Here is a 26,349-nt window from a genome sequence, read left to right on the forward strand (position 1 = left end):
AAGTTTTTCGAATGACTTTCTTTCGACTCAATCGAGTTTGCTTAAGGTCTCTTGCAGTTGCTTGAAATGGCGCTTTTCGTGTAAGCCCACAAATGGAAACCACTGGACCAGAGGTACTTTCCCAAAGACCGGGTGCGGCATTGATTTTTGTTTCAGCTGTTCAGGCGTAGCCTGGCTGTACACTTCGTACAGGAAATTATGGGAAGCATTCAGGCGTTCTTTCATTTCTTCGAGTGTAACAAAGTCTTCGGTGGGCACTACGTGTTTCGGAGCATCCACTTTAAAAGAACGGCTGACAGTCAACGCAATCGGTTTTTTCACCGCTTTTTCACCAGTTTCTTTTTTCAGCTCACGGGATACGCCTTTGGCGACAGTTGTCTCCATTAATTGAAGATGATCCAAGATTTGAATAGGTGACCATTCTTCAGGTGTCGGTTTTCTGTTCAGCTTTTCATCAGGCATCCCTTCTACGGCCTGCAGAATCTGGTTCCTGATTTTGGCATTGTCTTCTTTGAACATATCAGTATGCACCTTCGTTTCCTCTAATTGCCTATCCTTATTAACATACCCTAAATCGAATGGTTTATATACATTTATGGCGATAGATTTTCTTTTCCCTTCTATAGAAAGAATAAAAATGAGATTGGTTTCTTCAAAATAGGAACGAAAGGGAAAATACGTTCTATTTACCTGTATTAATGGTATAATTTAAGGAAATCCCTTAGAAGAGGTGACGCTTTATGCCTTATGGTTACGAGAAATTCCGATTGGACAACGGCATCAGCCCCAACACGGTTGTCCATGAAGTCCAATTGATCCGCTCGCTCTTCGCTTTTCTTAGGCATACGTACAAAAGACCGGTGGAACCTCACGAAATCCGTCCTTCCGATATTCAGCAATTTCTGCAGGACCAGCACGCTGCCGGCATCAAAGACAGCACACTGAACCGAAAACTGATCTATATAAGAAGATGGTTCGATTATATGTGGCAGATCGGACGCATTCCCAACGATTTTATGCCCAAGTTCAAATTCAACAGAAAACTGGATTTGACCCCTTCCGATATTCACTTGGATTACGAAGACCTGCTGAAAAAGAAAGACGCGGTGCTCGAAGCCGATCACCTTTCATTAAATGCTAAGATTTTATATATCCTTTACCTGCGCGGCCTCCGCCTGCGGGATATGGTGGCTATTGATATCGATAACTTTGATGACCGAGATGGTCAGCTGGCGTTGGCAGTCGAGAAAAAAGACGGCTATCAATGCCGCCTTGAATTCACAGACAAAGAAATCCCTGTTATGTTGGATGGAATTGAACGCGCCGTCTTTCGCGGTACGCCCTACCTGTTATCTTCGAAAGTGAAAAATGAATACACCATGTTCCAGATGGGTTCATTGTCCGATTACACCGAAGCCCTTTCCTCGTTTGTCGGCATGCCCATGAGGTCAGGTGATATTCGTTTTGCTTATGTATATTACCTTTACTCTGTGGAGCATAAGAATTTGGAAGAAATCCAGGAAATTTTAGGAGTTTCACTCGACTCCGCATCCCGAATCCTAAAAGATTCTTTGGTCCGCCTGAAAAGAGGCACCCATTAAAAAAGCCTATCCCATTGAAAACGGGATAGGCTTTTGCTTGTTTCGCTTCATGTCAAGAAACCGAAATCCAATGCAAAATTAAAAATAAGCAATGTATGAAGGACCACAAATATTAAAGCTTGTCTGTCAAGCTTCTCAACATTTTCGTATTGCATCAAGACCACCCCTCCCTTATGAATAGTCTGATTATACTGAATTCGAATGAAGATGGCAAGCATTGTTTCTTTCTCCTGCTTTTAGCTATAATCAAGAAAAAGGATTGGAGTGATTTTATGAAGAAAGCATTATTGGTTGTCGACTATACAATAGATTTTGTAGCAGATGATGGAGCCTTAACCTGCGGAAAACCAGGACAGGCTATTGAAGAAGCGATTTGCAATCTGACAGAAGAATTTTTGACTGAAAAAGAGCTGGTGGTTATGCCGGTTGATCTTCATGAAAAAACCAACGCCTTTCATCCGGAAGCAGAACTCTTTCCTCCCCACAATATAAGAGGAACTGCCGGAAGAGAACTTTATGGCCGCCTAGCAGAAGTCTATAAAGCCAATGCCGACCGGATCATTTGGATGGACAAAACCAGATACAGTGCATTTGCGGGTACCAACCTGGAATTGCTGCTGCGGGAACGAAAAATTGAAGAAATCCATATCGTAGGCGTTTGTACAGATATCTGTGTACTGCATACTGCGGTCGATGCCTATAACAAAGGCTATAAAATATTCATTCATGAAAATGCTGTTGCAAGCTTTGATCAAGCTGGCCATGATTGGGCCCTGCGCCACTTCAGCACTACCTTGGGCGCACACGTTTTATAACTTTTTTTCTCTTTTATGTTTCAAACGTCCTGATTCCGGTTATACCTAGAGTGTAGCACTTATTCATTACATTAAAAGGAGCTGGAAAAAATGGGTTTTATTTTATACCTTATTATGGGCGGTATCATCGGTTGGATCGCAGGAATGATTTTAGGTAAGGATGTTCCAGGCGGCATTATCGGTAACATCATCGCAGGTATCATAGGTGCCTGGTTAGGTGGATTGATTCTAGGAGATTTAGGTCCTGTCATTTGGGGCGTAGCTATTATCCCTGCATTAATCGGTGCTTTGATCTTCGTATTCGTTCTTAGCCTGATTATGGGATCTATGAGAAAAGGCCGTAGAGCCTAATAAAAAAAGAGTGGACATATGTCCACTCTTTTTTTTGCCGTCAATTATAATCTTCTTCGTAAAGATGATAATAATGAAGAACATCTGCTACGTATTCCTCACTATGGTTGTACTGGAAAATCGCTCTTTCCAAATCCCCATCCGCTGCTCCATTTAGGGACAGATAGTTGGCTGCACTGTACAGTGCATCCGTTAAATTATAAGGATCTGCTATGCCGTCTCCATTGCCGTCAACTCCATAACCGCCATAATAAGCGATTACTTCGAGGTTGGTCTTGTCTTCTTCGCTGATCTCCCCTTGGCCTTTCCCAGAACAAGTCGGATGTCTCCATCCCACAAACGTACAAGGCATAAATTGCAGATGCCCTTCTGCCCCTACTGGAGACAGCAACGGATCCATTGTCGAAAATCTTGTTTCGATCCGGTGATGCGCAGCCAGCAACGTCCATGGAATGCCATATACTTCAGCCGCATCTTTGTAAAGCGGAATATTTTCTTCTGGAAATTCCATCTCTATCAAGTGGCTTGGTGCTTCTTTGAGCGTAGTGAACACAGAAGCCGAATTGGCCAGCATAAAAACAAGGATTCCTAGTGTCGCTAAGACAATGGCTCCTGGCACCAAAAGGATCAGGCAACCGATTTTCCGCTTCCATTTCATGGGTAGTTTCTTTTTTTTCATTTACACACACCTATTATCCCGTTTCAACAGACAACATAACTCCACTTTTCCAAGCGGAAATAGCTAGCTGTTAAAGCTTGATTAAATACTGACAATCAATAGAGACGAGTCCCTAATGATTTAAGTTGCTTTTTATCTATATCTTTTAGTGTAACATAGCTTCCAGACTATATCGTTCCATACACCGGTGCTCTTTCAAAAGCACTCTTATATTTTTCTTTATTTTTCAGAATATTTCTGATAGACTAAACAAATGAACAGAGGAGGTGAATACTATGTGGGAAGATTTTAAAAAGTTCGCCTTAAAAGGAAATGTCCTTGACCTTGCAGTAGCAGTCGTTATCGGTGCCGCTTTCGGGAAAGTTGTTTCTTCTTTGGTGGAAGACATCATTATGCCACTGGTCGGGATTTTGGTCGGCGGAATCAGCGTGGAGAATTGGAGCTATACCTTCAATGACGTAGTCTTGAATTACGGGCTATTTATCCAAGCTATCATCGATTTTTTTATTATTGCATTCTCCATCTTCATGGTGATCCGCGTTTTCACCAAACTGAAACGCAAAAAAGATGTACCTGCCGACGAAGAACCGGAAGTCCTGGACAAAACTCAGGAAATCCTTCTCGAAATCAGAGATCTTTTGGGCAAAGAAAAAACCGGTCTTTGACCGGTTTTTTACTTCCCTTCAATTAATCCGCGCAAGTCTTCCTTGATCTCTTCTATCGGCACATCTTCAAAACCGTCGTAATTATGGGCAACGGTTCCTTCTTGATCCACTAAATAAAAAGCGGTACCATGAATGACCTGATCACTTTCAGGATCATTTTTGACAAAAGAACTGAAATTATCTTTCGCAAATTCAGCTATTTCGGGTTGTGTATACCCCGTCAACAGGTGCCATTTTGATTCATCAGGAACCGAATACTTCGCTAAATAATCTTGCATCGTCTCAGGCGTATCCACAGTCGGATCGACACTGAACGCTACTATTTTATAATCTTCAATTCCCTCAGCTTCCAACTCTTCCTGAATCCCGCTTAAATTGAAAGTCATTGGCGGACAGACAGTTTCACAATTCGTGAACATAAAAGTCGCCAGCCATGGCGTTCCTTTTAAATCTTCAAGAGACACCGGTTCTCCCCGATGGTCTGTATAGGAGAAATCCTCAATTGTTGAACTGCCGCATGCTGTTAACAGCAGAACCAGGCTGAGCAAAGCCAAAAAGTAAGTATATCGCATAAAATGCCCTCCACTCTTCCGTCATCCTTATCATAGCGAAAGCGCAGAATCCGCACAATACATATCGCGCTGCCATTGTCACGAATTTGTGAAGTCAGGACAGCTTTAATGTAATCAATGCGTCATGAATCGCGACCAGTTTCGTTTCCACACGATGCATCAAATAAAATGACACAAAAATGGGGAATCCGAGTTCTTGGATCCATTGCATCCACTCAGCCATAGTTTCACTCCTTTCTACTGAAAAAGAAGCTCTCCCAAATCAGGAGAGCTTCTTGCTTATACTGCGTACTCTACAATATTCCGTTCAACCACACGCGCACCTTTTACCGATGCGAATGAAGAACCTTCCACTTCAAAAATATCCTGAGCGATGATTGCCTGCATTCCTGCCAGCAATTCTGCATCGTTGATATTTTCCCGTGGCTCTTCTACAGTCAAAGTGACGTCTTTCCCAGCAGTGGTTGTAAAAATCAATTCCAATGTTTTAGCCATTTTCCATTCCCCCTATGCCGATTATTGGTAGATCGTGATGGTCGATTGTTTCTCGACATCCATCAACGTTCTTGTTCCGAAATTTGCCAGTACAGCTGTTGCTCCGAAAATGTTGTCTGTGGCTGCTGTTTCTTTCACATTGTGGTACGCTTTAATCTTTTTCTTTACTTTGCCGTTGGCATCCAAGCCGTTTTCGTAAGTGCAACGGATGCTGGCGTTTTTAAAATCACTAAAGGCCATGTTTACCACCTCCTTTCATTCGCTATATAGACACAGATGAAAAAAAGAGATACATTTTTAATGAATTTCTTTTCAAACCCTTCTATAATAGAAGTAATGGGAAAAACGAGGTGAAACAATATGGAACTGAGTGGCTGGTTTTTATGGTTTATCCTATTTTGGGTTGTGGTGCTGGTTGGGTTATTCGCGATTGGCGGATATTTCATGTTCAGAAAGTTCCTCAAGTCCATGCCAAAGGAAGATGGCCTTTCAGATTTGAACTGGGAAGAATATTATGTCGATAAAACCATCCATTTATGGGGGGATGAAGAAAAAGCGATGTTGAATGAGCTGGTGCAACCTGTTCCTGATTTATTCCGTCCGGTTGCAAAACAGAAAATCGCGGGCAGGATCGGACAGGTTCTGCTTGAAGAAAAAGCTAAAAAGATGAAACTGGAACATATTATCCGTGGATACATCCTGGCAACACCAAAGCGTGACCATAAGTTTTTGCGGAAAAAGTTAGCTGAACTCAAGATTGACGTAAGCCCTTACGAGCAATATTTTGAACAATAAAAAGCGCTGCTCCCTTAGATGGGAACAGCGCTTTTACCTTTTGCTGCGATTTTTTTATATTGCCAAAGCATGCTCAAACGCCATGGCCAAAGCATTCCGAATGCCAGAATCCAGAACATGCCTCCTAATTCGCCGACATCAATGCTAGAGCTTAATACCACTTTTCCAACTACGCGCAGAAGCAATAGCCCAAACAGGATGAAAACAAAGGCTTTCGATTGTTTCAAATAAATCTCACCATCACGGACTTCGAATTTCGAAGTCCAAATCAAGACAGTCGAGAAAAGAATACCGACACCTAATGCTTCGAGAATCTGTATAGGTGCTACACGAAAGATTGGGAAAATGAACATCAACGCACCAGTCGACATGAAGAAAGGCGGCAGAATGATTTTTTTGACCGATGCCGGTTTTTTTGCCGATTTCGAACGGACAAACATGGCCAATAACCCCATAGCGAATGCCCCCGCGGTAGTGATAATCAAATAGACTTCTGAAGGAATCTGATCAAACATTCAAACTCTCCTCCAGTTCATCTAACCGGTGGCGCAATTCATCGATAGGCACGAACCGCGCCCATCGTTGAATTTCTTTCCCTTGACGGAACAACAGGATAACCGGTGCAGTAAAAAGCATCAACTGTCCTGCCAATTCCGGCACTTTTGCCGCATTAACCAAATAGAAAGGCAGCCCGTAATCGGATTCGAACGCTTCGACCTGCGGGCGCAACCCTTCACAGACCGAGCAATTTTCCGTTTTTACAAATAACAGAAATGACTGCTCTTGTGCAATTTTTGATTGATATTCTTCTATCGCAGAAATGATTTCCATCTTGCTCACCTACTTAGTTGTTGTTTTAAAATCCTTGGAAATCACCAAAGACTGGGCTCATGATCCGGATTAAATACGTCAAACCGTCGAAGAACAGCAGAATTCCGACTGCAATCATAATGTAACCGCCAATATTCATGATTTTCTTGTTATGCTTGCGCAGCCAACCCATACGTGTCACGAAGAACGATAGGACGAAGAATGGAATCGCAAACCCTAAAACATAAGCCAGCATGTACCAGACACCTGATCCTGGATTTGTGGCAGCAAGAGCGTAAATAGCTGCTGTAATCGGCCCTGTGCAAGGTGTCCATCCAGCTGCAAATGCCAATCCGATAACAAATGTCCCAAAAAATCCGGAAGGCCGGTTTTTAAATGAGAACTTGCGGTCCTGCATAAGGAATTTCGGTGAGAAGACACCAACAATCATCAATCCGAATAAGACGATGAAGATTGCGCCTACCTGTCGAATCAATTCATCATATCGGATAAACCATTCATAGAAAAATGAAGTACTGAATCCGAGGGCTATAAAAATTGTTGAAAACCCTAAAAGGAAAAACAAGGTGTGGAACATGCCCCGGCGTTGCATGACTTTTTTATCGTTTTTGATTTCATCCATGGTCATACCTGTTATATAGGATAAAAATGCAGGATACAAAGGCAAAGTACAAGGTGAAACAAAACTTAAAAAGCCGGCTCCAAAAGCCAAAAATAAATTGATATCAGATGCCACTGGTAATTCTCCTTCCTATACTTCTCCCATCTTACCAAATTTTTATGCGAAACACCGCCCTTGCGCCTGTGAAATCTTTGTGGACAAATGCCTAATTGTTCTCTTCGGTAGCTTAAACCCCTGCTGAATGTCTCTTTTTCTGTTTTGCCACTGTTTTTTACTTGTTGACGTGTTTAGGTTTTAGGATAAAACCTTTGGTAGTTTACTACATAGTAAGTAAAAAAGAGCATTACTTAAAATTGGATAAAATTTATGAAATAAAAAGAACGGCCTGAGCCGTTCATTTTCACTCAACAATACCATTCTGAAGCAAATACATTTTGTGGTACAGTCCGCGTTGATAAAGCAGCTGCTGATGTGTTCCTTGCTCAACGATTTCGCCGTTATGCAGCACCAAAATCAAATCCGCATCCTGGATGGTGCTGAGCCTATGCGCAATCGCAATCGTCGTTCGTCCACGCCGCATGCGCTCCAAACTGGCTTGAATAGCCACTTCAGTTTCCGTGTCAATGTTCGCGGTGGCTTCATCGAGCACCAGAATCTTTGGGTCGGTTGCCATGGTCCGCGCAAAAGCCACCAATTGACGTTGGCCGCTCGAAAATGTCGAGCCCCGTTCTGTCACTTGCTGGTTATAGCCTTGCGGCAAAGCTTCAATAAACGGGTTCGCCTGTACAAATTCTGAAGCTTTTCGGACCTCATCGTTCGTCAGTGTTTGATCATACAACCGGATGTTGCTGGCAATCGTTCCGTAAAACAAGAAAGGATCTTGCAGCACCAACCCCATTTTCCTGCGCAGTTCATCTGTTTCATATTCCTTTACTGAGTTGCCGTCAATCAGGATTTCCCCTTTTTCGAATTCATAAAAACGCAGCAATAAATTAATGATGGAACTTTTTCCGCTGCCGGTGTGGCCGACTAAAGCGATCGTTTGCCCTGGCTTAGCTTTAAAGGAAATATTCTTCAGCACTTCCTTATTGCCATCATAGGAAAAACTGACATTGCGAAATTCGATTTCGCCATTTGTGATTTCACCAGCAGTGCCAAACTGCCGGGGTGCTTTCTCCTGTTCATCCAGCAGCAAAAAGACGCGAGAAGCTGCGACGATCGCTTGCTGAAAAATTGACAGCCGCTGCATCACTTGATTGATTGGTTCGAAAAAGCGATCGATATACGTCACAAATGCATAGATGACACCAACTTCTACCGTATTTGAAAATGAGGTGATGCCGAAATAACTGAGCAGCATGATGAGCGCCAATGCATATACGAGGTCTATCGCCGGCCGCAGCAGCAAACCGTCAATTTTAATATTACGTTTGCCTGCCTGCCAATGTTTATCGTTAATCTTATTAAACTCATCCTTCAATCGTGTCTCCTGGCCAAAAGCCTGAATCATCCCCATTCCTTGGATCGATTCGGATAATTTGGCATTCAATTGCCCGAGACGCTCCCGTAAATCCTGATAAAATACTGAGCTGTATTTCCGGTACAGATAAATGATCCACCCGAGAATCGGCAGCAGCAGAAGGGTGATAAGCGCCAACCGGATATTCAGGAAAAACATGGCGATATAGACGCCGACAATCAGAAAAGTGCTTTGGATAAAGCCGATGAGAACGGTGACGAACATTTCTTTGATGGCTTCGGTGTCATTGGTGACACGCGAGACGATTCCGCCGGCAGGAGTCTGGTCGAAATAACGCATGCCGAGCCCATGCACTTTCGCAAAAGCATCAATCCTCAGCTGCTGGATAATTTTCAATGCCACTTCCTGAAATTTCAGCAGCTGAAAATAACTGATGATGACATTGGATGTTTGAATGAACAAGTAAGCGCCTGCCAATCCTATAATCGGCCCTGTCGGAAAGCTTCCAGGCGTCAAATAATCATCGATGAATATTTTAATGAGCAAGGGCCCAAGGACATCTCCAAGCACAGTCAAAATCAACAGCCCCAATGCCAAAATCAGCATTTTCTTGTGCGGTGCCAAATATTTCAGCAAACGCTGAAAAACAATCCATTGGTCCCGTCCGGTGAGTTCTTGTTGTTTTTGGGTTTCTTTAGCCAGCATTACAACTCGCCTCCCTGTTCGACGAGCGCTTCCAGTCGCTGCAGCTCATACATTTCGTAATAATGTCCTTTTTTCTTCATCAATTCTTCATGCGAACCGATTTCCGCAATGGTGCCTTTGTCCATCACCAAAATCTGATGGGCATGTTGGATGGCGCTTAAACGGTGTGAAGTGATGATGGTGGTTTTTCCGCTCCGTGTCGTCTTCAGTGACTGCAAAATCGCTTCTTCTGTCTTGGCATCCACGGCAGACAGCGAATCATCCAAGATCAGCAGCTCCGGCTCTTTCAGCAATGCCCGTGCAATCGAAATCCGCTGTTTCTGCCCACCAGACAACGACACGCCGCGCTCTCCCACCATTGTTTCATAGCCTTCCGTAAAGTTCTCGATGTCTTCATGAATATGGGCCAATGATGCAGCTTCCTGAATTTCCCGGAGACCGGCATTTGGCTGCGCAAAAGCGATATTTCCGGCAATGCTTGTCGAAAATAAAAAATGATCCTGCGGGACATAGCCGATTGCTTGACGCAAACGCTGCATTTTATAGGAATCGATCGCTATACCTCCAAAGAGAATTGACCCTTTATAGTCGTCAAATTCCCTTAGCAGCAGACGCAGGATCGCGGATTTTCCGGAACCGGTCTTGCCCGCAATCCCTAAGGTTTCACCTTGTTTGACAGTGAAGTGGACATCCTTGAGCGCCGCCCGCTCGTCACCGGTGAAGTTGAATTGCTCAATAGAAAAAACCAAGTCGCCGGATGGCTCTTCATCAATGGCATCTTCACGGTCATCGATATCAACCGGTTCTGCCAGCAATGCCTGAATTCGGTCATAAGAGGCACGACCACGTTCCACAATATTGAAAAGCCAGCCGAATGCCAGCATCGGCCATACCAAAAGCCCGAGATAGGCAGTAAAAGCGACCAAATCTCCGATGGTCATCTCCCCATTCACGACGAAATAACAGCCGAAACCGATGGCCAGAAAATAACAGATGCCGATAATCGCGGAAATTGTCGGATCGAATAAAGAGTCGACACGCGCCACTCGGATATTCTCTTCCACCACACGTTCCGATAAACTTTTAAAATCATCGATGTCTTGTTGTTCCTGGCCGAAGGTTTTGATGACCTTCATTCCGGAAATGCTTTCCTGGGTTTTGTCATTAAGCCCTGAAAAAGCCTGCTGTGCCCCGTGAAACCGCTCGTGCATCAATTTTCCGTAATAATTGGTCATATAAGCCATCAACGGCATCGGCAACAGCACAATCAAAGTCAATTTCCAATCAATGGTGAGTGCCATGGCCGCGATGACGAAGCCGCCGGTCGCGATGGAGTCGACCAGCGTCAGTACACCCGCACCCGCTGTCTGTTGCACCGCCTGCAGATCATTGGTGGCATGTGCCATCAAATCACCGACACGACGTTTTTGATAGAAAGCCGGAGACATCTGTGTAAAATGCTGAAACAGCTGTGCCCGCAGATTACGTGCCAAAATGATGGAGGAACCGAATATCAACAGACGCCAAATGTAGCGCAGCACGTACATCACTAAAGCGGCGCCAGCCAAAATGGCCAACCATGTCGCAAGGTATTCCGGCGTCAAGCTGCCTTCACTGATGCGGTCCACTACAAATCCGATAATGCGCGGAGGCAATACACCAAGAAATGCCACCATCAGCAACAGCAGGATCCCCAATGTGTATTGCTTTTTGCGTTCTTTGAAAAACCAGCCTAGCTCCCAAAAGACTTTCATCGCATCTTGCCCCTTGCTTTTTAATGTTTTACTCATAACCCACTGAGCCATTTTTTAGTTACGTGAATAATGGGACTTTTTTTGCCTGCCGTTCATGCAAAACATAGACAAATTCAGCTGGTACCGATATTTTTTATCTCATATATTTTACCAAAGCCTGTTAACTATTGGAAAGAGAATATTTCGATTTGCAAAATAAATCAGTCTTGCGGCTGAACTTCTTTTTCTCTGTATACCTCAATCATTCTTCAGAAAAAAAGGCAAAAAAAATAAAAGCCGATTTTCCATAGGGGAAGAGGAAAATCGGCTTTTATGGACCGGCAGCGGGTACCAACCGCCAACGGCTTTATAGAGATGGACTTTTTACCCGATGAGCTGCTTGGCAAGTCCCAATTGATGATGTACTTGTTCAAAACCAGTGCCGCCCAGTGAGTTTCTTCGCTCTACTGCAGTTCTCGGCATCAACGTATTGTATATGTCTTCATCGATCAATGGACTTGCTTCCTGCAAATCTGCAAGAGGCAGGTCTTTTAAGAAATAACCGCGCTGGATGCATGTGAAAACCAGTTTTCCGGTTACATCGTGCGCTTCGCGGAACGGCATGCCTTTGGCAGCGAGGTAATCCGCCAATTCCGTCGCATTGGAGAAATCCGAATGAACGGCTTTTTCCATGGAATCGGTACGGACGGTCATGGTGCGGATCATGCCTTCGAAAATCGGCAGCGCCCCCATCAGCGTATGGACCGTATCGAACATCCCTTCTTTGTCTTCCTGCATGTCTTTATTGTAAGCAAGCGGAAGGCCTTTCAAGGTAGTCAGCAAGCCAAACAGATTGCCGTAGACACGGCCTGTCTTACCGCGGATCAACTCCGCCATATCCGGGTTTTTCTTTTGGGGCATGATGCTCGATCCCGTTGAGAAGGTATCATCCAGCTCGATAAAGCGGAATTCTTCGCTTGACCACAGAATGATTTCTTCCGCAAAACGGGACATGTGCATCATCAGCATGGACGCATTGCTGAGAAACTCCAAAATAAAATCACGGTCGCTGACAGCATCCAAGCTGTTCTGGTAAACGTTTGAAAAGCCCAATAGCTCGGCTGACAATTCACGGTCAATCGGGAAAGTCGTGCCCGACATCGCTCCCGCTCCAAGCGGAGAAATGTCAATACGCTTCAACGATTCCGTCAACCGCTCTTTGTCGCGCTGCAGCATCCAGAAATACGTCAACAAGTGATGGCCGAAGGAAATCGGCTGGGCACGCTGAAGATGGGTATAGCCCGGAACAACCGTTTCTACATGCGTTTCCGCTTGTGCCACAATAGCATCCTGGAACGCCGTGATGGCTTCGATGATTTCCTGGACGCGGTTTTTTAAATACAGATGCATATCAGTCGCTACCTGGTCGTTTCGGCTTCTTGCAGTGTGCAGCTTGCCGCCGACAGGTCCGATTTCATCTATTAAATGCTTTTCCAAGTTTAAGTGGATGTCTTCATTCGATACACTGAATTCTAAATCGCCGTCCTGCGCTTTTTGTTTCAGCGTTTTAAGACCCGATAAGATCAGATTTGCATCTTCTTCCGGAAGGATGCCACAGGCAGACAGCATTTTTACATGCGCCGTACTGCCTTCCAGATCCTCCATCACCAATTTTTGATCGTAGGAAATTGAAGCGCCGAACTCATCGACCCACTGTTCGGCCGATTTTTGAAAACGGCCGCCCCACAGTTTGGTCATGCTTTCACCTTCTCTTTCAAATCTTCAGGTACTGTAACTTCTTTTTTATTGACCATCGAGTTGACAACTGTTGGAAGGCCCCATAATTCGATAAAGCCGACTGCAGATTCATGGTTGAATGTATCATCCGTAGAATAAGTCGCCAATTGCTCACTGTATAGAGAATTAGGTGATTTACGGCCTTCAATGATTGCATGTCCTTTAAACAATTTCACACGTACAGTTCCGTTGACATAAGCCTGTGTTTCTTTCAAGAATGCTTCGAGCGCAACACGCAATGGAGAGAACCATAGTCCTTCATAGATCAATTCTGTCAGTTTCTTCTCAATAACCGGCTTGAAATGAGCCATTTCTTTTACCAATGTGATGTCTTCCAACTCTTTATGCGCAGCAATCAATGTCATGGCAGCAGGAGCTTCATAGACCTCACGCGATTTGATGCCGACCAATCTGTTTTCGATATGGTCAATTCTTCCCACTCCATGCTTGCCGGCAATTTCATTTAGTTCAAGGATCAAGTTAGAGAATGAGTACGAAACGCCATTCAATTGAGTCGGTACGCCATTGACGAATTCAATTTCGACGATGTCTGCTGTGTCTGGGGTGTTTTCAAGTGAAGAAGTAATGTCATAAGCTTCTTCCGGCGGTGTAGCCCATGGATCTTCCAATACGCCACATTCATTTGCGCGGCCCCATAAGTTTTGGTCGATAGAAAACGGGCTGTCCAAATTAACCGGAATCGGAATGTTATGCTCTTTTGCATAAGCGATTTCTTCATCACGTGACCAAGCCCATGCACGCACAGGTGCTACCACTTCAAGGTTCGGATTCAATGACTTGATGGATACTTCGAAACGTACCTGGTCATTCCCTTTTCCAGTGCAGCCGTGTGCTACAGCAGTAGAGTTTGTCGCTTCAGCGATTTCTACCAATTTTTTCGAAATCAATGGACGCGATAACGCAGATACTAACGGGTACTTGCCTTCGTATAGCGTATGCGCCTGCAATGATATTAATGCATATTCTTCTGCAAATTCGTCTCTTGCATCGATCATATAGCTTTCAACCGCTCCGACTTGAAGCGCTTTTTGTTTAATGAAGTCCAAATCTTTTCCTTCCCCGATATCCAGGCAAACAGCGACGACGTCGTAGCCTTGTCCCTTCAGCCACGGAATGGCCACTGATGTATCTAATCCACCTGAGTATGCGAGTACAATCTTTTTATTCAATATGAAAACCTCCAATGTATTTTTATGCAATGTTTGAAATGAATATACAAACTATATCATGGATTTTTGCCCAGCGCAAGAGATACAACTATAATTTTTCATGAAAAAAAGCAGCCGCAGCTGCTTTCTTTTTCTTAATTTACTTTATTCTCCGTCAATTGTATAGTCATATGTCTCGAGATCGATCCGCACTTCGGAAATTTCCCCTGATTCCATATTGTTGAAAAGGAAGCCGATTTCATTATCACGGACAATGGGCTGGCCCATCATGATCAGGCGCGGCAATTGTTCCTTGGTAATGAATGCTTCAAGTGCTTCCGATTGTTTGGCTGAATCCTCATCGGTCAGAATCGTCACCGTTTCCGCCTCTCCCTGCATTGGAAAGGACTCTTCAAGAGGCCCCTGGTAATCCAGGCTCACTTTCATTCCAGTTCGTATATCCCGCACTTCAGCTTCCGTCGCTTCGGCGCCATCACTAAATTGAACTTTCACATCTTCGGGAATGCTGAAATAAATACTGTTGATTAAAATATCGGTTTCATTGATCTGTGTAATAAAACCTTCTTCTGTCATGCTTTTCTGTTCGACAGCCATCTCGGCTTGATCGGCTTGTTCTTTTTCAGCCGGCTCAGCTTCTTCGTTTGAACATGCTGCCAATAACAGGACACTTGCTAAAAATAATCTCCATTTTTTCAAAACGACCCAATCCTTTTCCTGTAATTTCGTGATGCCAAAACCTATCGACCAGCTAATTTTACCTGTTGTACGGAATAGTTGCAATTGTCAGCAATGAGCCGATTGGCGTTTTTCTTACGCCTGAAAACCAACATATCGCTACGCGCGAATTTTCAATTCATACCTTATTATAATAGAAAATTCCATCCTCACCCAAACGCTCTGTAATCAGACCGTCTTCCAGCAGGTAATCGATTTGCCCGATGGTTTCCGATAGCGTCAGGCCAAGTTCTTTTTCGTAGGCATGGGCAAACAACTCTTTTGTCAGCCCATAGACAGTACGCTCTTCGTCACCGATCATCCCCAACGCTTTCATGGCCCGCTGATGCTGTTTGGTGAGGCGGGCTGTAATCAATTCATCAACATTTCGGATTTCTTCACCGTGCCCGCTGTAGATTACATCCACCGGCATTTTCAGCAAGCGGCTGAGAGATGCATTGTATTGCAGCAGCGATTTCGGCCGCCCTTGTGTCGGATCCAACGGCGGTTCAATCAAAGGATTTGAGGAAACTTTGGCTATAACGTGGTCACCACCGATCATTTCATGCGTTTCTTTATTCCAAAAAGACAAATGGCTCTGTGCATGGCCCAATGTTTCAAGGACTTGCCATTCAGGGTGGCCTGGCAGCGTATCGCCTTCATTAATGGACATATCAAGCGGACGGCTCCCCATCAGATTTAAGGGGCGCTTCATCTTCTTGACCCAAAATTCCAGATCGCCTGGAACCCCTTCTTCTTTTAACCGCTCCAAATAGAAGGCATCATGATAATCAAAGAAATTTTGGTCACGGCGCAACCAAGGATCGTTGTAAGGATGCCCATATAATTTTGCATTTTCGAAGCCGTCCACCCACCCGGCATGATCAGGATGGTGATGCGTCAACACAACTTGTTCTACGTCACCTGGTTCTGCACCAAATTCTTTTAATCCTGCTTTAATGGCCATCCAGGCTTCCGGTGTTTTCGGACCAGCATCAATCAACGTCAGCATATCCCCTTTTAATAGATAGGAATTGACGTCTCCTACCGCAAAGGGTGTCGGAATAATAATCTTATGTAAAGTCAATATGGCCATCTCCTTTAAATGAATCGCTATTCATCCATCATACATGGAAAACGGAATGCCGTCACTTCTTTCAGGCATTTGACAAGAAGCCGATTTATCCTCTATAATTCACTATCATATGTGAGCGAAGATAAAGATCAGTACACGGAGTGATGGAGTAAAGAGAGTGCAGCTTTTGCTGAAATGCGCACCCCCTCTCCTCTGTGGAACCTGCTTTTGAGCTGCCGTGAAAACACGGCCGTTTGTCCGCGTTATGGACATCGAGTGGTGTCTTTATGGCAAACTTAGGTGGTACCGCGGAAACAAAGCGTTTTCGTCCTTGTAACAACAGGGATGATTGCGCTTTTTATTATGAAGAAAGTTGGTGAGTCGAATGAAAATCGTATGTGTAGGAGCCGGCTCTATGGCCGAATCGATGATCCATGGCTGGATCAATAAACGAATCATGAAACCGGAAGAAATTTCCGTTATGAACCGATCCGATCAGGACCGTTTGGAATTTTTGAGTGATGAATACGGCGTCAATATCGTCTGTCCGGAGAAAACGGAACTGAAAGATGCCCACTTTATCCTCTTGGCGATGAAACCGAAAGATGTGGAAGCAGCGCTAAGCGGAATTAAAGATAAACTGGTTGGCAATACCGTCATCTTGTCAGTCGCAGCCGGTGTATCCATCGACACCATCCAACGGCATGTCGGGAATTTCCCGGTTGCCCGCGCTATGCCGAATACATCTGCTAAAATCGGCAAGTCGGCTACTGGAGTTGCCTGGAGCAAACACGTGTCGCTTGAACAACAGCATGAATTGCGCAAGCTCCTGTCTTCCATCGGCAGCGTGACCGTTGTAGCAGAAGAACAATTGCATGCAGTGACAGGCGTTGCCGGAAGCGGCCCTGCTTATATCTATTATTTCGCAGAAGCGATGACAGAAGCGGCAGTCGCCAATGGATTATCCCATGCCGATGCAAAAAAATTGGTGCGCCAAACTTTTTCCGGTGCAGCCGAAATGCTCCAACAGGAAGATTTCGCGGAACTGCGGATAAAAGTGACGAGCCCGAATGGTACAACAGCAGCCGGCCTCAAGACACTCGAGGAAAATCATTTCAAGGAAACGATTGGAGCTTGTGTGACAGCAGCTTCCCAGCGTTCCCAAGAGCTCGGAAAAGAATTTAAGTAAACTCTTCTGTATAATTTACAGTTGTATCTATAGAGGAGGTTGTCTGATGGCTAAGTTATTTGAACCGTTTGAAATTAAAGATGTCGTTTTTAAAAACCGCATTGTAATGGCGCCGATGTGCATGTACCAAAGTGATAAGGAAGATGGAATGGTGACGGACTGGCATCGCATCCATTATCCAACCCGAGCAGTCGGCGGCGTCGGACTCATTATCACCGAAGCGACGGCTGTCCAGCCACAAGGACGCATTTCAGCACAAGACCTCGGCATTTGGGATGACCGCCATATAGAAGGGCAAGCAGAAATTGTCCGCCTGATGAAACAGCACGGGGCAAAAACCGGCATCCAATTGGCACATGCCGGAAGAAAAGCAAGAGTTGAAGGCGCCATCCACTCAGCGAGTGCATTGGCATTCGACGAGAATTATAAAAAACCGGCAGAAATGGCTCCAGCAGATATTGAAGAAACCATTGAAGCGTTTAAAAAAGGAGCAATCCGCGCCAAAACCGCAGGCTTCGATGTCATCGAAGTCCACGCCGCACATGGCTACTTGATCAACCAGTTCCTATCCCCATTAACAAACAAGCGCACCGACGCATACGGCGGCAATGCAGAAAATCGCTATCGCTTTCTGCGTCAAATTATCGATGCTGTCAATGAAGTATGGAACGGTCCGTTATTCGTCCGAATTTCCGCCCATGACTACAGCAATGGCGGCATGACACCGGAACAATACGTGGAAATGTGCCAATGGATGAAACAACAAGGCGTCGATTTGATCGATGTCAGTTCAGGCGCGGTCGTACCTGCAAAAATTTCCGTCCATCCTGGGTACCAAGTGCCGTTTGCAGAGACCATCAAAAAGCAGACTCCAATAGCTACTGGAGCGGTCGGCTTGATCACCAGTGCACTGCAGGCAGAAGAAATCCTTCAGAACGGACGCGCGGATCTGGTCTTCCTAGCCCGTGAATTGCTTCGTAATCCTTATTGGGCGTACACAGCTGCGCAGGAACTTGACGCCGATTTAGAGGCTCCAGTGCCTTATAAACGCGGTTGGGTATAAGGCGGTTGCAAAATGTTTGAGATTTAGTATACTAAGGGTAACGTAAAAAACCGAATGCGTGAGCATTCGGCCAGCTGTATGCCGCCACGAGAGCGGTTGGCTGGAATATAGGCTTAAAAGATAACCGTCATTCCACGCCACATGGGACGGTTATTTTTTTTTGTTGATGACCAAAATCATGGAAACGACAAGTGTCAGAGCGCTGATCGTTATCCCGATACTCGTAAACACGAGACCGAATGATTCTGCTATGGTCATGTTACCACCCCCTTTCCTGGGGAATGGCCAAACCGCCCTCATACAGCTGTACCTTTATTTTAGCACAACGGGAACATTTGTTCTATTATTTCCATTAAATATTTTAACGCAACCAAAAAAAGCCATCTTTTAGAAACGGCTTTCTTGTTTTTTCCTTATTTTTTTAGCTTGCTGCAGCCACTCGAATTCCGAAAAATCATGTGCAATAAATCCAAGCGGATGAATTTCCTTCATCTGCTTCAACAGCATCCGCTCGTCTTCCGGAAGGAAGCGTGCGCTGATATGCGTCATGATTAACGTATCCACTCCTGCTGCACGAGCCGTTTCCGCCGCTTCGTAGACCGTTGAATGGCCGTATTCAGCAGCCATTTTCTTAGCGGTTCCGTCAAAGGTCGCTTCGTGCACCAGTACATCTGCACCGCGCCCCAATTCTATTGCTGCTTCGCAAAAACGGGTATCCCCGAGAATCGTGACAACAAAACCGGGTTCTTCCGGTTCTGTTACATCCGCACTTCTGACCCAATGCCCCTCAGCTGTTTCAACGTCTTCCCCATTTTTCAGCTTTGCCAGCAGCGGACCTTTTGGAACGCCCAGCGCCAAAGCTTTTGCAATCAATAATTTAGGCGGCAACGGCTTTTGCGTGATCCGAAAACCATAGGACGGAATCACATGGTCCAACAAGCGCGTTTCCACCACCATCAACTCATCTTCAAACAGTAAACCGTCTGCCAGTTCATGATAAACAATCGGGTATGCCAAGTGGGTTCGGCTGAGCGCCAAAGCCATTTCAACAAACTCCCGGATTCCAGCAGGTCCGTATATATCCAGTGTCTCATCGCCCCCTTGGAAAGAACGGGATCCCAGAAGGCCAGGCAGACCGAAAATATGGTCGCCATGCATATGTGTAATGAAAATCTTTTCAATTTTCCGCGGTTTCACCGTCGTATGTAGAATCTGGTGCTGTGTCGCTTCTCCGCAGTCAAATAACCACACAGTTCCCCGCTCTTCGAGTAATTTCAAAACCAGTGCAGATGTATTGCGCTGTTTAGAAGGCATTCCGGCACCTGTGCCCAGAAATAATAATTGCATGCTTCCCCTACTTTCTCTCGTGGTCGTGATCATCCAAAAAATCCTTGCTGAAGCTTGTTTTGGAGTCGTAATTCGTTTTTTTGATTTTTGTCCCCCGCGTGAGGACACTTTTGCCGAAACGGCTTTCGAGTTGTGCCATCAAGTCGAGAATCGGCTCTTCCTTGGCATGTTCCTGAAAATTAAAGATTGATAATTGTTCGGTCATATCGCCTTTGTCCGCAACGTTCGATACTGTAACTCCGATTAGCCGCAGGGGTTCTCCGTTCCAATGCCGTGTGAACAATTGCCAGGCATTCCGGTGGATGTCTTCTGCTTTCCAAACGGTATTGTTCAGCGTGACGCTGCGTGATCGGTTTTTCCAATCGGAGCTGCGGGTCTGAATACTGACAGTTGGGCCCGCCAGTTCTTTCGCTTCCAAACGATTGGCCACCTTTTCACTGAGCTGGCGGAACAATGCCTTTAGATTCTGTTCATCCGTTTCATCAATCGGCAAGGTTGTGGATGTTCCGACACTTTTGGTATCGTAAATGGAATCCGGATCCACCAGCCGATCGTCCAAACCGTTCGCACGAGCTTGCAGCCGGATGCCGTTTTTGCCCATTTTTTCCTTGACCAGGCCTTCATTTGCTGTTGCCAGATCTCCAATGGTCTCAATTTTCAAGCCCTTTAATCTGGCTGCCGTACTATCGCCGATGCCATGCATATCAATTACTGGTTTAGGCCACAACATTGCCTGAATATCCCGTTTCCTTAAAACAGTTATGCCCATGGGTTTTTTCATATCGGATGCGGTTTTGGCCAGGAATTTGTTCGGTGCAATGCCGATTGAACATGGCAGATCCAATTCACTTAGCAGACGCCGTTGGATTTCATCCGCAATTTCCAATGCATGGCGCTGCTCTGTCAATTCCGTCACATCCACATACCCTTCATCTATCGAAACCGGTTCCACCAAATCGGTATAGGAACGCAAAATTTCAAACATCGCTTTGGATGCTGCCCGGTAACGCTCGAAATTCGGCGGCAGCAGCAAAAGTTCCGGATATTTCCGCTTGGCTTCATGTACCTGCATGGTCGTGTAGATCCCATGCGCGCGCGCTTCATAAGAACAGGTGACGATAATGCCTCTCCGTTCTTTCGGATTCCCGGCAATGGCAATCGCTTTTCCCTTCAGTTCAGGATTATGCGATTGTTCGACAGAGGCATAAAAACTATTCATATCGATATGAAAAATAACTCGGCTGGCCATGAAAATCGCTCTTCTTTCCGTTTTCTTTCAGTGTATCAAAAAAAGAGAGAACATACATCCTGTTCTCTCTTTTTTGAAGGCGCTCTTTATTCGATTGATGTTGATTCTTTGACAATTTCAACCAACAGTTCAGCCAATTTCTCAAGCTCTTCAATCGGCATGCGTTCGTTTTTCGTATGGATTTCTTCATATCCGACACATAGGTTGACGGTCGGGATGCCAAAACCATTGAAGATATTGGCATCACTTCCGCCTCCGCTTGTGAGAATCGGAGAAGGACGACCGATTTTCGCGGCTGCTTTCTGGGCAATCTCTACGACCGGATCCATGTCATCAAAATGGAAGCCCGGATACATCAGCTTAACTTCCGTTTCAGCACGTCCACCCAATAGTTCAGCCGTCTGTTCAAAAACGGATTCCATATGGATAGTCTGTGCCGCCAATTTATCTTCGCTGATCGAACGTGCCTCCGATAAAATATTCACTTCATCGCAAACAATATTGGTGGCTTGTCCGCCTTCGAATCGTCCGATATTGGCCGTTGTTTCTTCGTCGATGCGCCCAAGCGTCATTTTAGCAATGGCTTTGGCTGCAATTGTAATGGCAGAAATGCCTTTTTCAGGTGCAACGCCGGCATGGGCCGTTTTGCCATGGATGGTCGTCCATAATTTTGCCTGGTTCGGAGCAGCTGTTACAATACCGCCCACTTTGCCATCGCTGTCCACGGCATAACCGTATTTGGCGATCAATAGAGATGAATCCAATTCCTTGGCGCCGACCAATCCGCTTTCTTCTCCAGCTGTAATCACCAATTGAATATCCCCATGGTCGATTTGCTGTTCTTGAAGAGTGCGGATCATTTCAAACAAAGCGGCAATGCCGGCTTTGTCGTCAGCCCCCAGAATGGTCGTTCCATCCGAGTAGACATAGCCATCACGGATTTCAGGTTTGACGCCGACTCCAGGAGTCACCGTGTCCATATGGACCGTAAAGTAGATAGCAGGAACCTGGCTTAACGTGCCGCGCAAAGTTGCAATGATATTGCCTGCGCCATGCCCCGTCACTGCCGCTGATTCATCTACTGCTACATGGAAACCCATCGCTTCAAGTTTGGTCTGCAAAATGGCAGCGATTTCGCCTTCGTGTTTGGTTTCTGAATCGATTTGCAGCAATTCCAGAAACTCGTTCATCAGTCTTTCATTGTTCATTTCTAGCACCTCTTCTATTTCTCTTAAAGCGGCATATTGCCGTGTTTTTTAGCTGGACGTGTATCTTTTTTATTGCGCATCATTTCCAATGCCTGGATCAGTTTGATGCGTGTTTCGCGTGGATCGATGACATCATCGACCATTCCACGTGCTGCAGCAACATAAGGATTGGCGAATTTCACGCGGTATTCCTCAATTTTTGCTGCGCGTGTTTCTTCCGGGTTATCGCTTGCAGCGATTTCACGTGCAAAAATGATATTCGCAGCGCCATTCGGCCCCATAACCGCGATTTCAGCATTCGGCCATGAGTAAACCAAGTCGGCACCGATCGATTTGGAGTTCAACGCCACATAAGCGCCTCCATAAGCTTTTCTCAAAATCACCGTCATTTTAGGCACAGTCGCTTCCGAGTAAGCATAAAGAATTTTCGCTCCGTGGCGAATGATGCCGCCGTGTTCCTGTTTGATGCCTGGGAAGAATCCAGTAACATCTTCAAAAGTGATCAATGGAATATTGAACGAGTCACAGAAACGGATAAAGCGTGCTGCTTTATCGGATGAATCGATATCAAGTCCGCCAGCCATCACTTTCGGCTGGTTACAGATCAAGCCGACCGTTTCGCCTTTGATGCGTGCTAAGCCGATCACGATGTTGCGCGCAAATTCAGGCTGCACTTCCATAAAGCTGTCCTTGTCGACCACCTGCTCAACCACTTTCCGTACATCGTAAGGACGGATCGCTTCATAAGGAACGACGTCAGCCAAGTCGGGACGGTAATCGTCTTCTTCTCCACCTTCCAGGCGAGGCGGCATTTCCGTATTGTTCTGTGGCAGATAGCTGATCAGTTGGCGTACCATTTCCAGTACTTTCTGTTCTGAATCGCCACGGAAATGAGCGTTTCCGCTAATTGCAGTATGTACTCTCGATCCTCCAAGATCCTCAGAGGAGATTTTTTCACCCGTAACCGTTTCAATGACTTTCGGTCCTGTGATGAACATTTGGCTGGTTTTATCAACCATGAAAACAAAATCAGTGATTGCAGGCGAATATACTGCACCGCCGGCAGATGGTCCCATAATGACAGAAATTTGAGGAATGACGCCAGAATAAATCGAGTTGCGGTAGAAAATTTGGCCATAGCCATCAAGTGACAAGACGCCTTCTTGAATCCGTGCTCCGCCTGAATCATTCAATCCGATAAACGGTGCGCCATTGCGTGCTGCCAAATCCATTACATTGGCGATTTTCTTTGCATGCATTTCTCCAAGTGCTCCACCAAAAACCGTGAAATCCTGTGAGAATAAATAGATTGGCCGGCCGTTTACTTTACCGTAACCAGTGACAACTCCTTCGCCAGGCCCTTTAGCCATACCGAAATCTGTTGTGCGGTGCTCAACAAAAGGACTCAATTCAACGAATGTGCCTTCATCAAGCAATAAATCAATACGTTCACGTGCTGTCAATTTGCCTTTTTGATGCTGTTTGTCTATACGTTCTTCGCCTCCGCCAAGCTCAATTTCACGCTTGCGGTCATACAATTCATTGATTCTTTCGTAAATGTCCATTTCGCCAATCACTCCCAATCACTCTTTTTCACAAAGTTCGTATAATACTCCATTCGATGATTTCGGATGCAAAAATGCCACCATGGCTCCGCCAGCTCCAGGGTTCGGCTTGTCGCTCAAAAGGCGGACGCCCTTGTCGCGCAATTCTTCCATACGCTGTTCGATGTTTTCGACACCAAAAGCGATATGGTGAATGCCTTCACCTTTTTTTTCTAAAAATTTGTAAATGGCGCTCTGATCATCCATCGCTTCCAACAATTCCAATTTGACATTGCCGGCATCGATGAATGCAACCCGCACTTTCTGCGACTCAACTTCTTCGATCTTCATAAGCGGAAGCCCAAGTGTGTCCGTATAATAAGGGAGGACAGCATTCAGATCCCGTACAGCGATTCCAATATGGTCTACTTTCTTCATCCTTTTTTCACTTCCTTTTTTAGCTTCTCTCTTATTGTACAGATACAGAGCCAAAAACTCTAGGCTCTTAGCGAATATTGTGAATTCTATATCTGCCTCTCTTCAAATATGTTGGGAAATATGGTATGATTCATTCAAAGATTTGATTGATAAAGGAGTTTATTATTAATGAGAAACGCAGCTTTCCGTAAGTTTATCGTCTACGCGATGATTGCCATCATGCTGTTATCCAGTTTATTGATGGGATTGAGCTTTGTAATTTAATAGAGTGATAAAAGACAGCTGGAGCTTTTTGCTCCAGCTGTCTTTTATGGTTGAAAATGTATCAATCCTGCTCCAGCAAACAGATCTAAACGGCTGCTTCCGCTTTTCATATTGTCCAGCTCCAGCAGCCAGCTCTTTGGGTCATAAGCCAACCCGGCTGTGCGGCAAAAAGCGCCGCTTCGCCGGTCCGTCTTATGCCCTGCAGAGCTACACGGGCACCTCAGCTTTTCTTATTGTCCAGCTCCAGCAGCCAGCCACTCGAGTCGCTTCAGCCTTACCAGCAATGGCAAAGAACGCCATTACCGGTAAGGCTTCCAGCGCTTGTCGGAGGCCCGCAGGATGCGGGTCAGCTAACCGTTGCGACAGGAAGTCGCGTTCTTAGGTTAGCTTCTACTGACAGCTGCTTCCGCTTTTCTTGTATGAAAGCCTTTATATGACTGCTTGATTTCCAAATACTTTTCCATTTCCTGAATGACTTGATATAGTTCGGCCATGGCCAAAAATTTCTTATGGCTGTCCGGCAATGGCAGCTTGGCAAAATTTTCTTTCACGATGTCCAGCTTCGAAATATAGCGGTATGCTGTATTGCCGGAGTGGACGTGTTCCGCCAAATCTTCCAGGAAATCCGCGACCAGGTCTGTTTGGTCTACAATCACAGGCAGTGCGGTGATTTTCGGCAAGATACGCTCGATGATTTCCAACTGCTGCTCCCGCATTTCAAAATAATGATAGTATTTATTTTCATGTCGGGTGATGTGATTCTCGACATCCTGGTAAGCCAGCGCTTTCGCCTTCTCCAGCAATTTCCTGGCATCCATCAATTCTTTGCCGCTCCAACCAGATTCACCTTCCCGCAAATAAATGACGATTTCACGGAAAATGGAAGCGTATAAATTTTCAATTTCGTGCCGGTAATTATCCAGTTTCTTCTCAATGCTCGGCATGTACATATTGACCACCAATGCTGTACCGAAACCAACCAGCATCAAAATCAACTCATTGGTCAGCAAATCAAAATTCAAATTTTTTGCATCATATAAATGCAGCAAAATGACTGAACTCGAGACAAAGCCGTCCTGAAACCGCAATGTCACCAATAAAGGAATAAAGAGCACAATCAGAATGCCGAGCATGACCGGATGATAGGCGATGCCTTCAAAAAAGATGAAAGCGTAGGCAATCCCGATAATGCTCGCAATAAATCGGGAAAAAGCGGCCCGTATCGATTTCTTTTTGGTCGGTTGTATGCAGAGGATGGTCAGGATGCCGGCAGATACATAATAATCCAACTGCAGCCATTGTGCCATGGTTATAGCGATTGCCACACCTAAAGCAGTCTTCATCGTGCGGTAGCCAATTGAATAAGACCTCAAATTCAGCTTCATCTTCCCCCTCCAAATTTCGGCATGAAAAAAATGCCCCTAAAAGAGGCATTCCTTCTTAAACTTCATCGCAATGCTGTTCGAAAATGGCTTGGATATGCGTAATGACAGACATTGGGTCATGGCCTTCAATTTCATGGCGGCCAATTTCATCAACCATTTTTCCATCTTTCATGAACACGAAAGAGGGAGATGATGGCAAGTGATCGTCCCCGAAAATCGCACGTGCCTGAGCTGTCGCTTCTTTGTCTTGACCAGCGAAAACCGTATACAGGTTATCCGGGCGTTTGTCGTAATGAATCGAATGCAAGGCTGCTGGACGGGCGATGCCGCCTGCACATCCACATACAGAGTTGACCATGACAAGGCTTGTGCCTTTTTGAGAAAATGCTTCATTCACCGCTTCAGGTGTTTCAAGCTGTGTGTATCCACCATCAATCAATTCCTGGCGGGCTTGTGTAGCTATATCGTTCATCAGAAAATTAAAATCCATGCTCATCAAATATCACTCCTTATTGTCGCTTCTTTTATCATAGCAGGTGTTT

Annotated in this window: 30 protein-coding genes and 1 other annotated feature; of the genes, 8 read left to right on the forward strand and 22 right to left on the reverse strand. The window is 45.3% G+C overall.

Translation table 11 applies throughout. From position 1 onward, the window contains the following. Positions 1–27: 27 nt before the first annotated feature. Positions 28–519, reverse strand: a complete 492-nt coding sequence (locus H9630_RS12410; protein ID WP_191715799.1) for a DinB family protein — start codon at positions 517–519, stop codon at positions 28–30. 221 nt (positions 520–740) lie between these two features. Between H9630_RS12410 and H9630_RS12415 the strand changes: the two genes are divergently transcribed. From H9630_RS12415 to H9630_RS12425, 3 genes are all read left to right on the forward strand, one after another. Continuing rightward, positions 741–1,601, forward strand: coding sequence for a site-specific integrase (locus H9630_RS12415; RefSeq protein ID WP_191715800.1), 861 nt, complete (start codon positions 741–743; stop codon positions 1,599–1,601). 272 nt (positions 1,602–1,873) lie between these two features. Next, on the forward strand, positions 1,874–2,416 hold the full coding sequence (locus H9630_RS12420) for a cysteine hydrolase family protein (RefSeq protein ID WP_191715801.1): 543 nt from the start codon (positions 1,874–1,876) through the stop codon (positions 2,414–2,416). Between the two features lie 90 nt (positions 2,417–2,506). Further along, the gene (locus H9630_RS12425) at positions 2,507–2,767 is read left to right on the forward strand and encodes a GlsB/YeaQ/YmgE family stress response membrane protein (protein ID WP_191715802.1); all 261 of its coding nucleotides are present in this window, start codon (positions 2,507–2,509) and stop codon (positions 2,765–2,767) included. Between the two features lie 40 nt (positions 2,768–2,807). Here the strand turns inward: H9630_RS12425 and H9630_RS12430 are convergent, their stop codons facing one another. Next, complete coding sequence (locus tag H9630_RS12430; RefSeq protein ID WP_191715803.1) at positions 2,808–3,446, reverse strand: lytic transglycosylase domain-containing protein; 639 nt, start codon at positions 3,444–3,446, stop codon at positions 2,808–2,810. Between the two features lie 275 nt (positions 3,447–3,721). On the opposite strand from H9630_RS12430, the gene mscL reads away from it, so the two are divergent. Further along, positions 3,722–4,111 carry a large conductance mechanosensitive channel protein MscL gene (gene mscL / locus H9630_RS12435; protein WP_191715804.1) on the forward strand — a complete coding sequence of 130 codons (390 nt, stop codon included), beginning with the start codon at positions 3,722–3,724 and terminating at the stop codon, positions 4,109–4,111. Between the two features lie 8 nt (positions 4,112–4,119). On the opposite strand, the gene H9630_RS12440 is transcribed toward mscL, so the two are convergent. From H9630_RS12440 to H9630_RS12455, 4 genes are all read right to left on the reverse strand, one after another. After that, entirely contained in the window at positions 4,120–4,683 is a 564-nt protein-coding gene (locus tag H9630_RS12440; protein WP_191715805.1) for an SCO family protein, read from the reverse strand. A gap of 94 nt (positions 4,684–4,777) precedes the next feature. Further along, positions 4,778–4,906: a YvrJ family protein gene (locus tag H9630_RS12445; RefSeq protein WP_006831430.1), complete on the reverse strand. Its 129-nt coding sequence runs from the start codon at positions 4,904–4,906 to the stop codon at positions 4,778–4,780. 56 nt (positions 4,907–4,962) lie between these two features. Continuing rightward, positions 4,963–5,178, reverse strand: a complete 216-nt coding sequence (locus tag H9630_RS12450) for a DUF2922 domain-containing protein (protein ID WP_191715806.1) — start codon at positions 5,176–5,178, stop codon at positions 4,963–4,965. Between the two features lie 21 nt (positions 5,179–5,199). After that, positions 5,200–5,418, reverse strand: coding sequence for a DUF1659 domain-containing protein (locus H9630_RS12455; protein WP_191715807.1), 219 nt, complete (start codon positions 5,416–5,418; stop codon positions 5,200–5,202). Positions 5,419–5,538: 120 nt separating this feature from the next. Between H9630_RS12455 and H9630_RS12460 the strand changes: the two genes are divergently transcribed. Then, complete coding sequence (locus H9630_RS12460) at positions 5,539–5,973, forward strand: DUF2621 domain-containing protein (protein WP_191715808.1); 435 nt, start codon at positions 5,539–5,541, stop codon at positions 5,971–5,973. A 14-nt stretch (positions 5,974–5,987) separates the two neighbouring features. Here H9630_RS12460 and H9630_RS12465 read toward each other — a convergent pair whose 3' ends face one another. From H9630_RS12465 to H9630_RS12505, 9 genes are all read right to left on the reverse strand, one after another. Then, entirely contained in the window at positions 5,988–6,488 is a 501-nt protein-coding gene (locus tag H9630_RS12465) for a CcdC family protein (RefSeq protein ID WP_191715809.1), read from the reverse strand. Then, positions 6,481–6,804, reverse strand: coding sequence for a thioredoxin family protein (locus H9630_RS12470; RefSeq protein ID WP_191715810.1), 324 nt, complete (start codon positions 6,802–6,804; stop codon positions 6,481–6,483). Before H9630_RS12470 ends, H9630_RS12465 begins: the two co-directional genes overlap by 8 nt. Before the next feature lie 25 nt (positions 6,805–6,829). Beyond that, positions 6,830–7,540 (reverse strand): cytochrome c biogenesis CcdA family protein, encoded by a 711-nt coding sequence (locus H9630_RS12475; RefSeq protein WP_191715811.1) that lies wholly within the window; start codon positions 7,538–7,540, stop codon positions 6,830–6,832. A gap of 286 nt (positions 7,541–7,826) precedes the next feature. Continuing rightward, the gene (locus tag H9630_RS12480; protein WP_191715812.1) at positions 7,827–9,611 is read right to left on the reverse strand and encodes an ABC transporter ATP-binding protein; all 1,785 of its coding nucleotides are present in this window, start codon (positions 9,609–9,611) and stop codon (positions 7,827–7,829) included. Continuing rightward, complete coding sequence (locus tag H9630_RS12485) at positions 9,611–11,365, reverse strand: ABC transporter ATP-binding protein (RefSeq protein ID WP_191715813.1); 1,755 nt, start codon at positions 11,363–11,365, stop codon at positions 9,611–9,613. The genes H9630_RS12480 and H9630_RS12485 overlap by 1 nt, the downstream gene beginning before the upstream one ends. A gap of 363 nt (positions 11,366–11,728) precedes the next feature. Further along, entirely contained in the window at positions 11,729–13,102 is a 1,374-nt protein-coding gene (argH, locus tag H9630_RS12490) for an argininosuccinate lyase (RefSeq protein ID WP_191715814.1), read from the reverse strand. Next, positions 13,099–14,334, reverse strand: a complete 1,236-nt coding sequence (locus H9630_RS12495) for an argininosuccinate synthase (RefSeq protein ID WP_191716058.1) — start codon at positions 14,332–14,334, stop codon at positions 13,099–13,101. The genes argH and H9630_RS12495 overlap by 4 nt, the downstream gene beginning before the upstream one ends. A 141-nt stretch (positions 14,335–14,475) precedes the next feature. Further along, complete coding sequence (locus H9630_RS12500) at positions 14,476–15,027, reverse strand: DUF3221 domain-containing protein (protein ID WP_191715815.1); 552 nt, start codon at positions 15,025–15,027, stop codon at positions 14,476–14,478. Between the two features lie 157 nt (positions 15,028–15,184). Continuing rightward, positions 15,185–16,132, reverse strand: a complete 948-nt coding sequence (locus H9630_RS12505; RefSeq protein ID WP_191715816.1) for an MBL fold metallo-hydrolase — start codon at positions 16,130–16,132, stop codon at positions 15,185–15,187. 118 nt (positions 16,133–16,250) lie between these two features. After that, positions 16,251–16,456 (forward strand) — a binding site (T-box leader). Between the two features lie 49 nt (positions 16,457–16,505). Here H9630_RS12505 and proC point away from each other — a divergent pair. Beyond that, entirely contained in the window at positions 16,506–17,309 is an 804-nt protein-coding gene (gene proC, locus H9630_RS12510) for a pyrroline-5-carboxylate reductase (RefSeq protein WP_191715817.1), read from the forward strand. A 46-nt stretch (positions 17,310–17,355) separates the two neighbouring features. Further along, on the forward strand, positions 17,356–18,372 hold the full coding sequence (namA, locus tag H9630_RS12515; RefSeq protein ID WP_191715818.1) for an NADPH dehydrogenase NamA: 1,017 nt from the start codon (positions 17,356–17,358) through the stop codon (positions 18,370–18,372). Positions 18,373–18,759: 387 nt separating this feature from the next. Here the strand turns inward: namA and rnz are convergent, their stop codons facing one another. From rnz to mce, 5 genes are all read right to left on the reverse strand, one after another. Beyond that, complete coding sequence (gene rnz / locus H9630_RS12520) at positions 18,760–19,719, reverse strand: ribonuclease Z (RefSeq protein WP_191715819.1); 960 nt, start codon at positions 19,717–19,719, stop codon at positions 18,760–18,762. Positions 19,720–19,726: 7 nt separating this feature from the next. After that, entirely contained in the window at positions 19,727–20,968 is a 1,242-nt protein-coding gene (locus tag H9630_RS12525; RefSeq protein WP_191715820.1) for a DNA polymerase IV, read from the reverse strand. 86 nt (positions 20,969–21,054) lie between these two features. Next, complete coding sequence (locus H9630_RS12530) at positions 21,055–22,176, reverse strand: M20/M25/M40 family metallo-hydrolase (RefSeq protein ID WP_191715821.1); 1,122 nt, start codon at positions 22,174–22,176, stop codon at positions 21,055–21,057. Positions 22,177–22,199: 23 nt separating this feature from the next. After that, positions 22,200–23,741, reverse strand: a complete 1,542-nt coding sequence (locus tag H9630_RS12535) for an acyl-CoA carboxylase subunit beta (protein WP_191716059.1) — start codon at positions 23,739–23,741, stop codon at positions 22,200–22,202. An 18-nt stretch (positions 23,742–23,759) separates the two neighbouring features. Beyond that, entirely contained in the window at positions 23,760–24,158 is a 399-nt protein-coding gene (mce, locus tag H9630_RS12540; protein WP_191715822.1) for a methylmalonyl-CoA epimerase, read from the reverse strand. A gap of 168 nt (positions 24,159–24,326) precedes the next feature. Here mce and prli42 point away from each other — a divergent pair, with 168 nt between their 5' ends. Next, complete coding sequence (gene prli42 / locus H9630_RS12545; protein WP_185960040.1) at positions 24,327–24,422, forward strand: stressosome-associated protein Prli42; 96 nt, start codon at positions 24,327–24,329, stop codon at positions 24,420–24,422. 383 nt (positions 24,423–24,805) lie between these two features. Here the strand turns inward: prli42 and H9630_RS12550 are convergent, their stop codons facing one another. Both H9630_RS12550 and H9630_RS12555 read right to left on the reverse strand, forming a co-directional pair. Continuing rightward, positions 24,806–25,807 (reverse strand): aromatic acid exporter family protein, encoded by a 1,002-nt coding sequence (locus H9630_RS12550; RefSeq protein ID WP_191715823.1) that lies wholly within the window; start codon positions 25,805–25,807, stop codon positions 24,806–24,808. A 55-nt stretch (positions 25,808–25,862) separates the two neighbouring features. After that, positions 25,863–26,303 (reverse strand): BrxA/BrxB family bacilliredoxin, encoded by a 441-nt coding sequence (locus tag H9630_RS12555; RefSeq protein ID WP_191715824.1) that lies wholly within the window; start codon positions 26,301–26,303, stop codon positions 25,863–25,865. Positions 26,304–26,349: the final 46 nt, after the last annotated feature.

Source organism: Planococcus wigleyi (assembly GCF_014836985.1).
Lineage (GTDB): Bacteria > Bacillota > Bacilli > Bacillales_A > Planococcaceae > Planococcus > Planococcus notacanthi.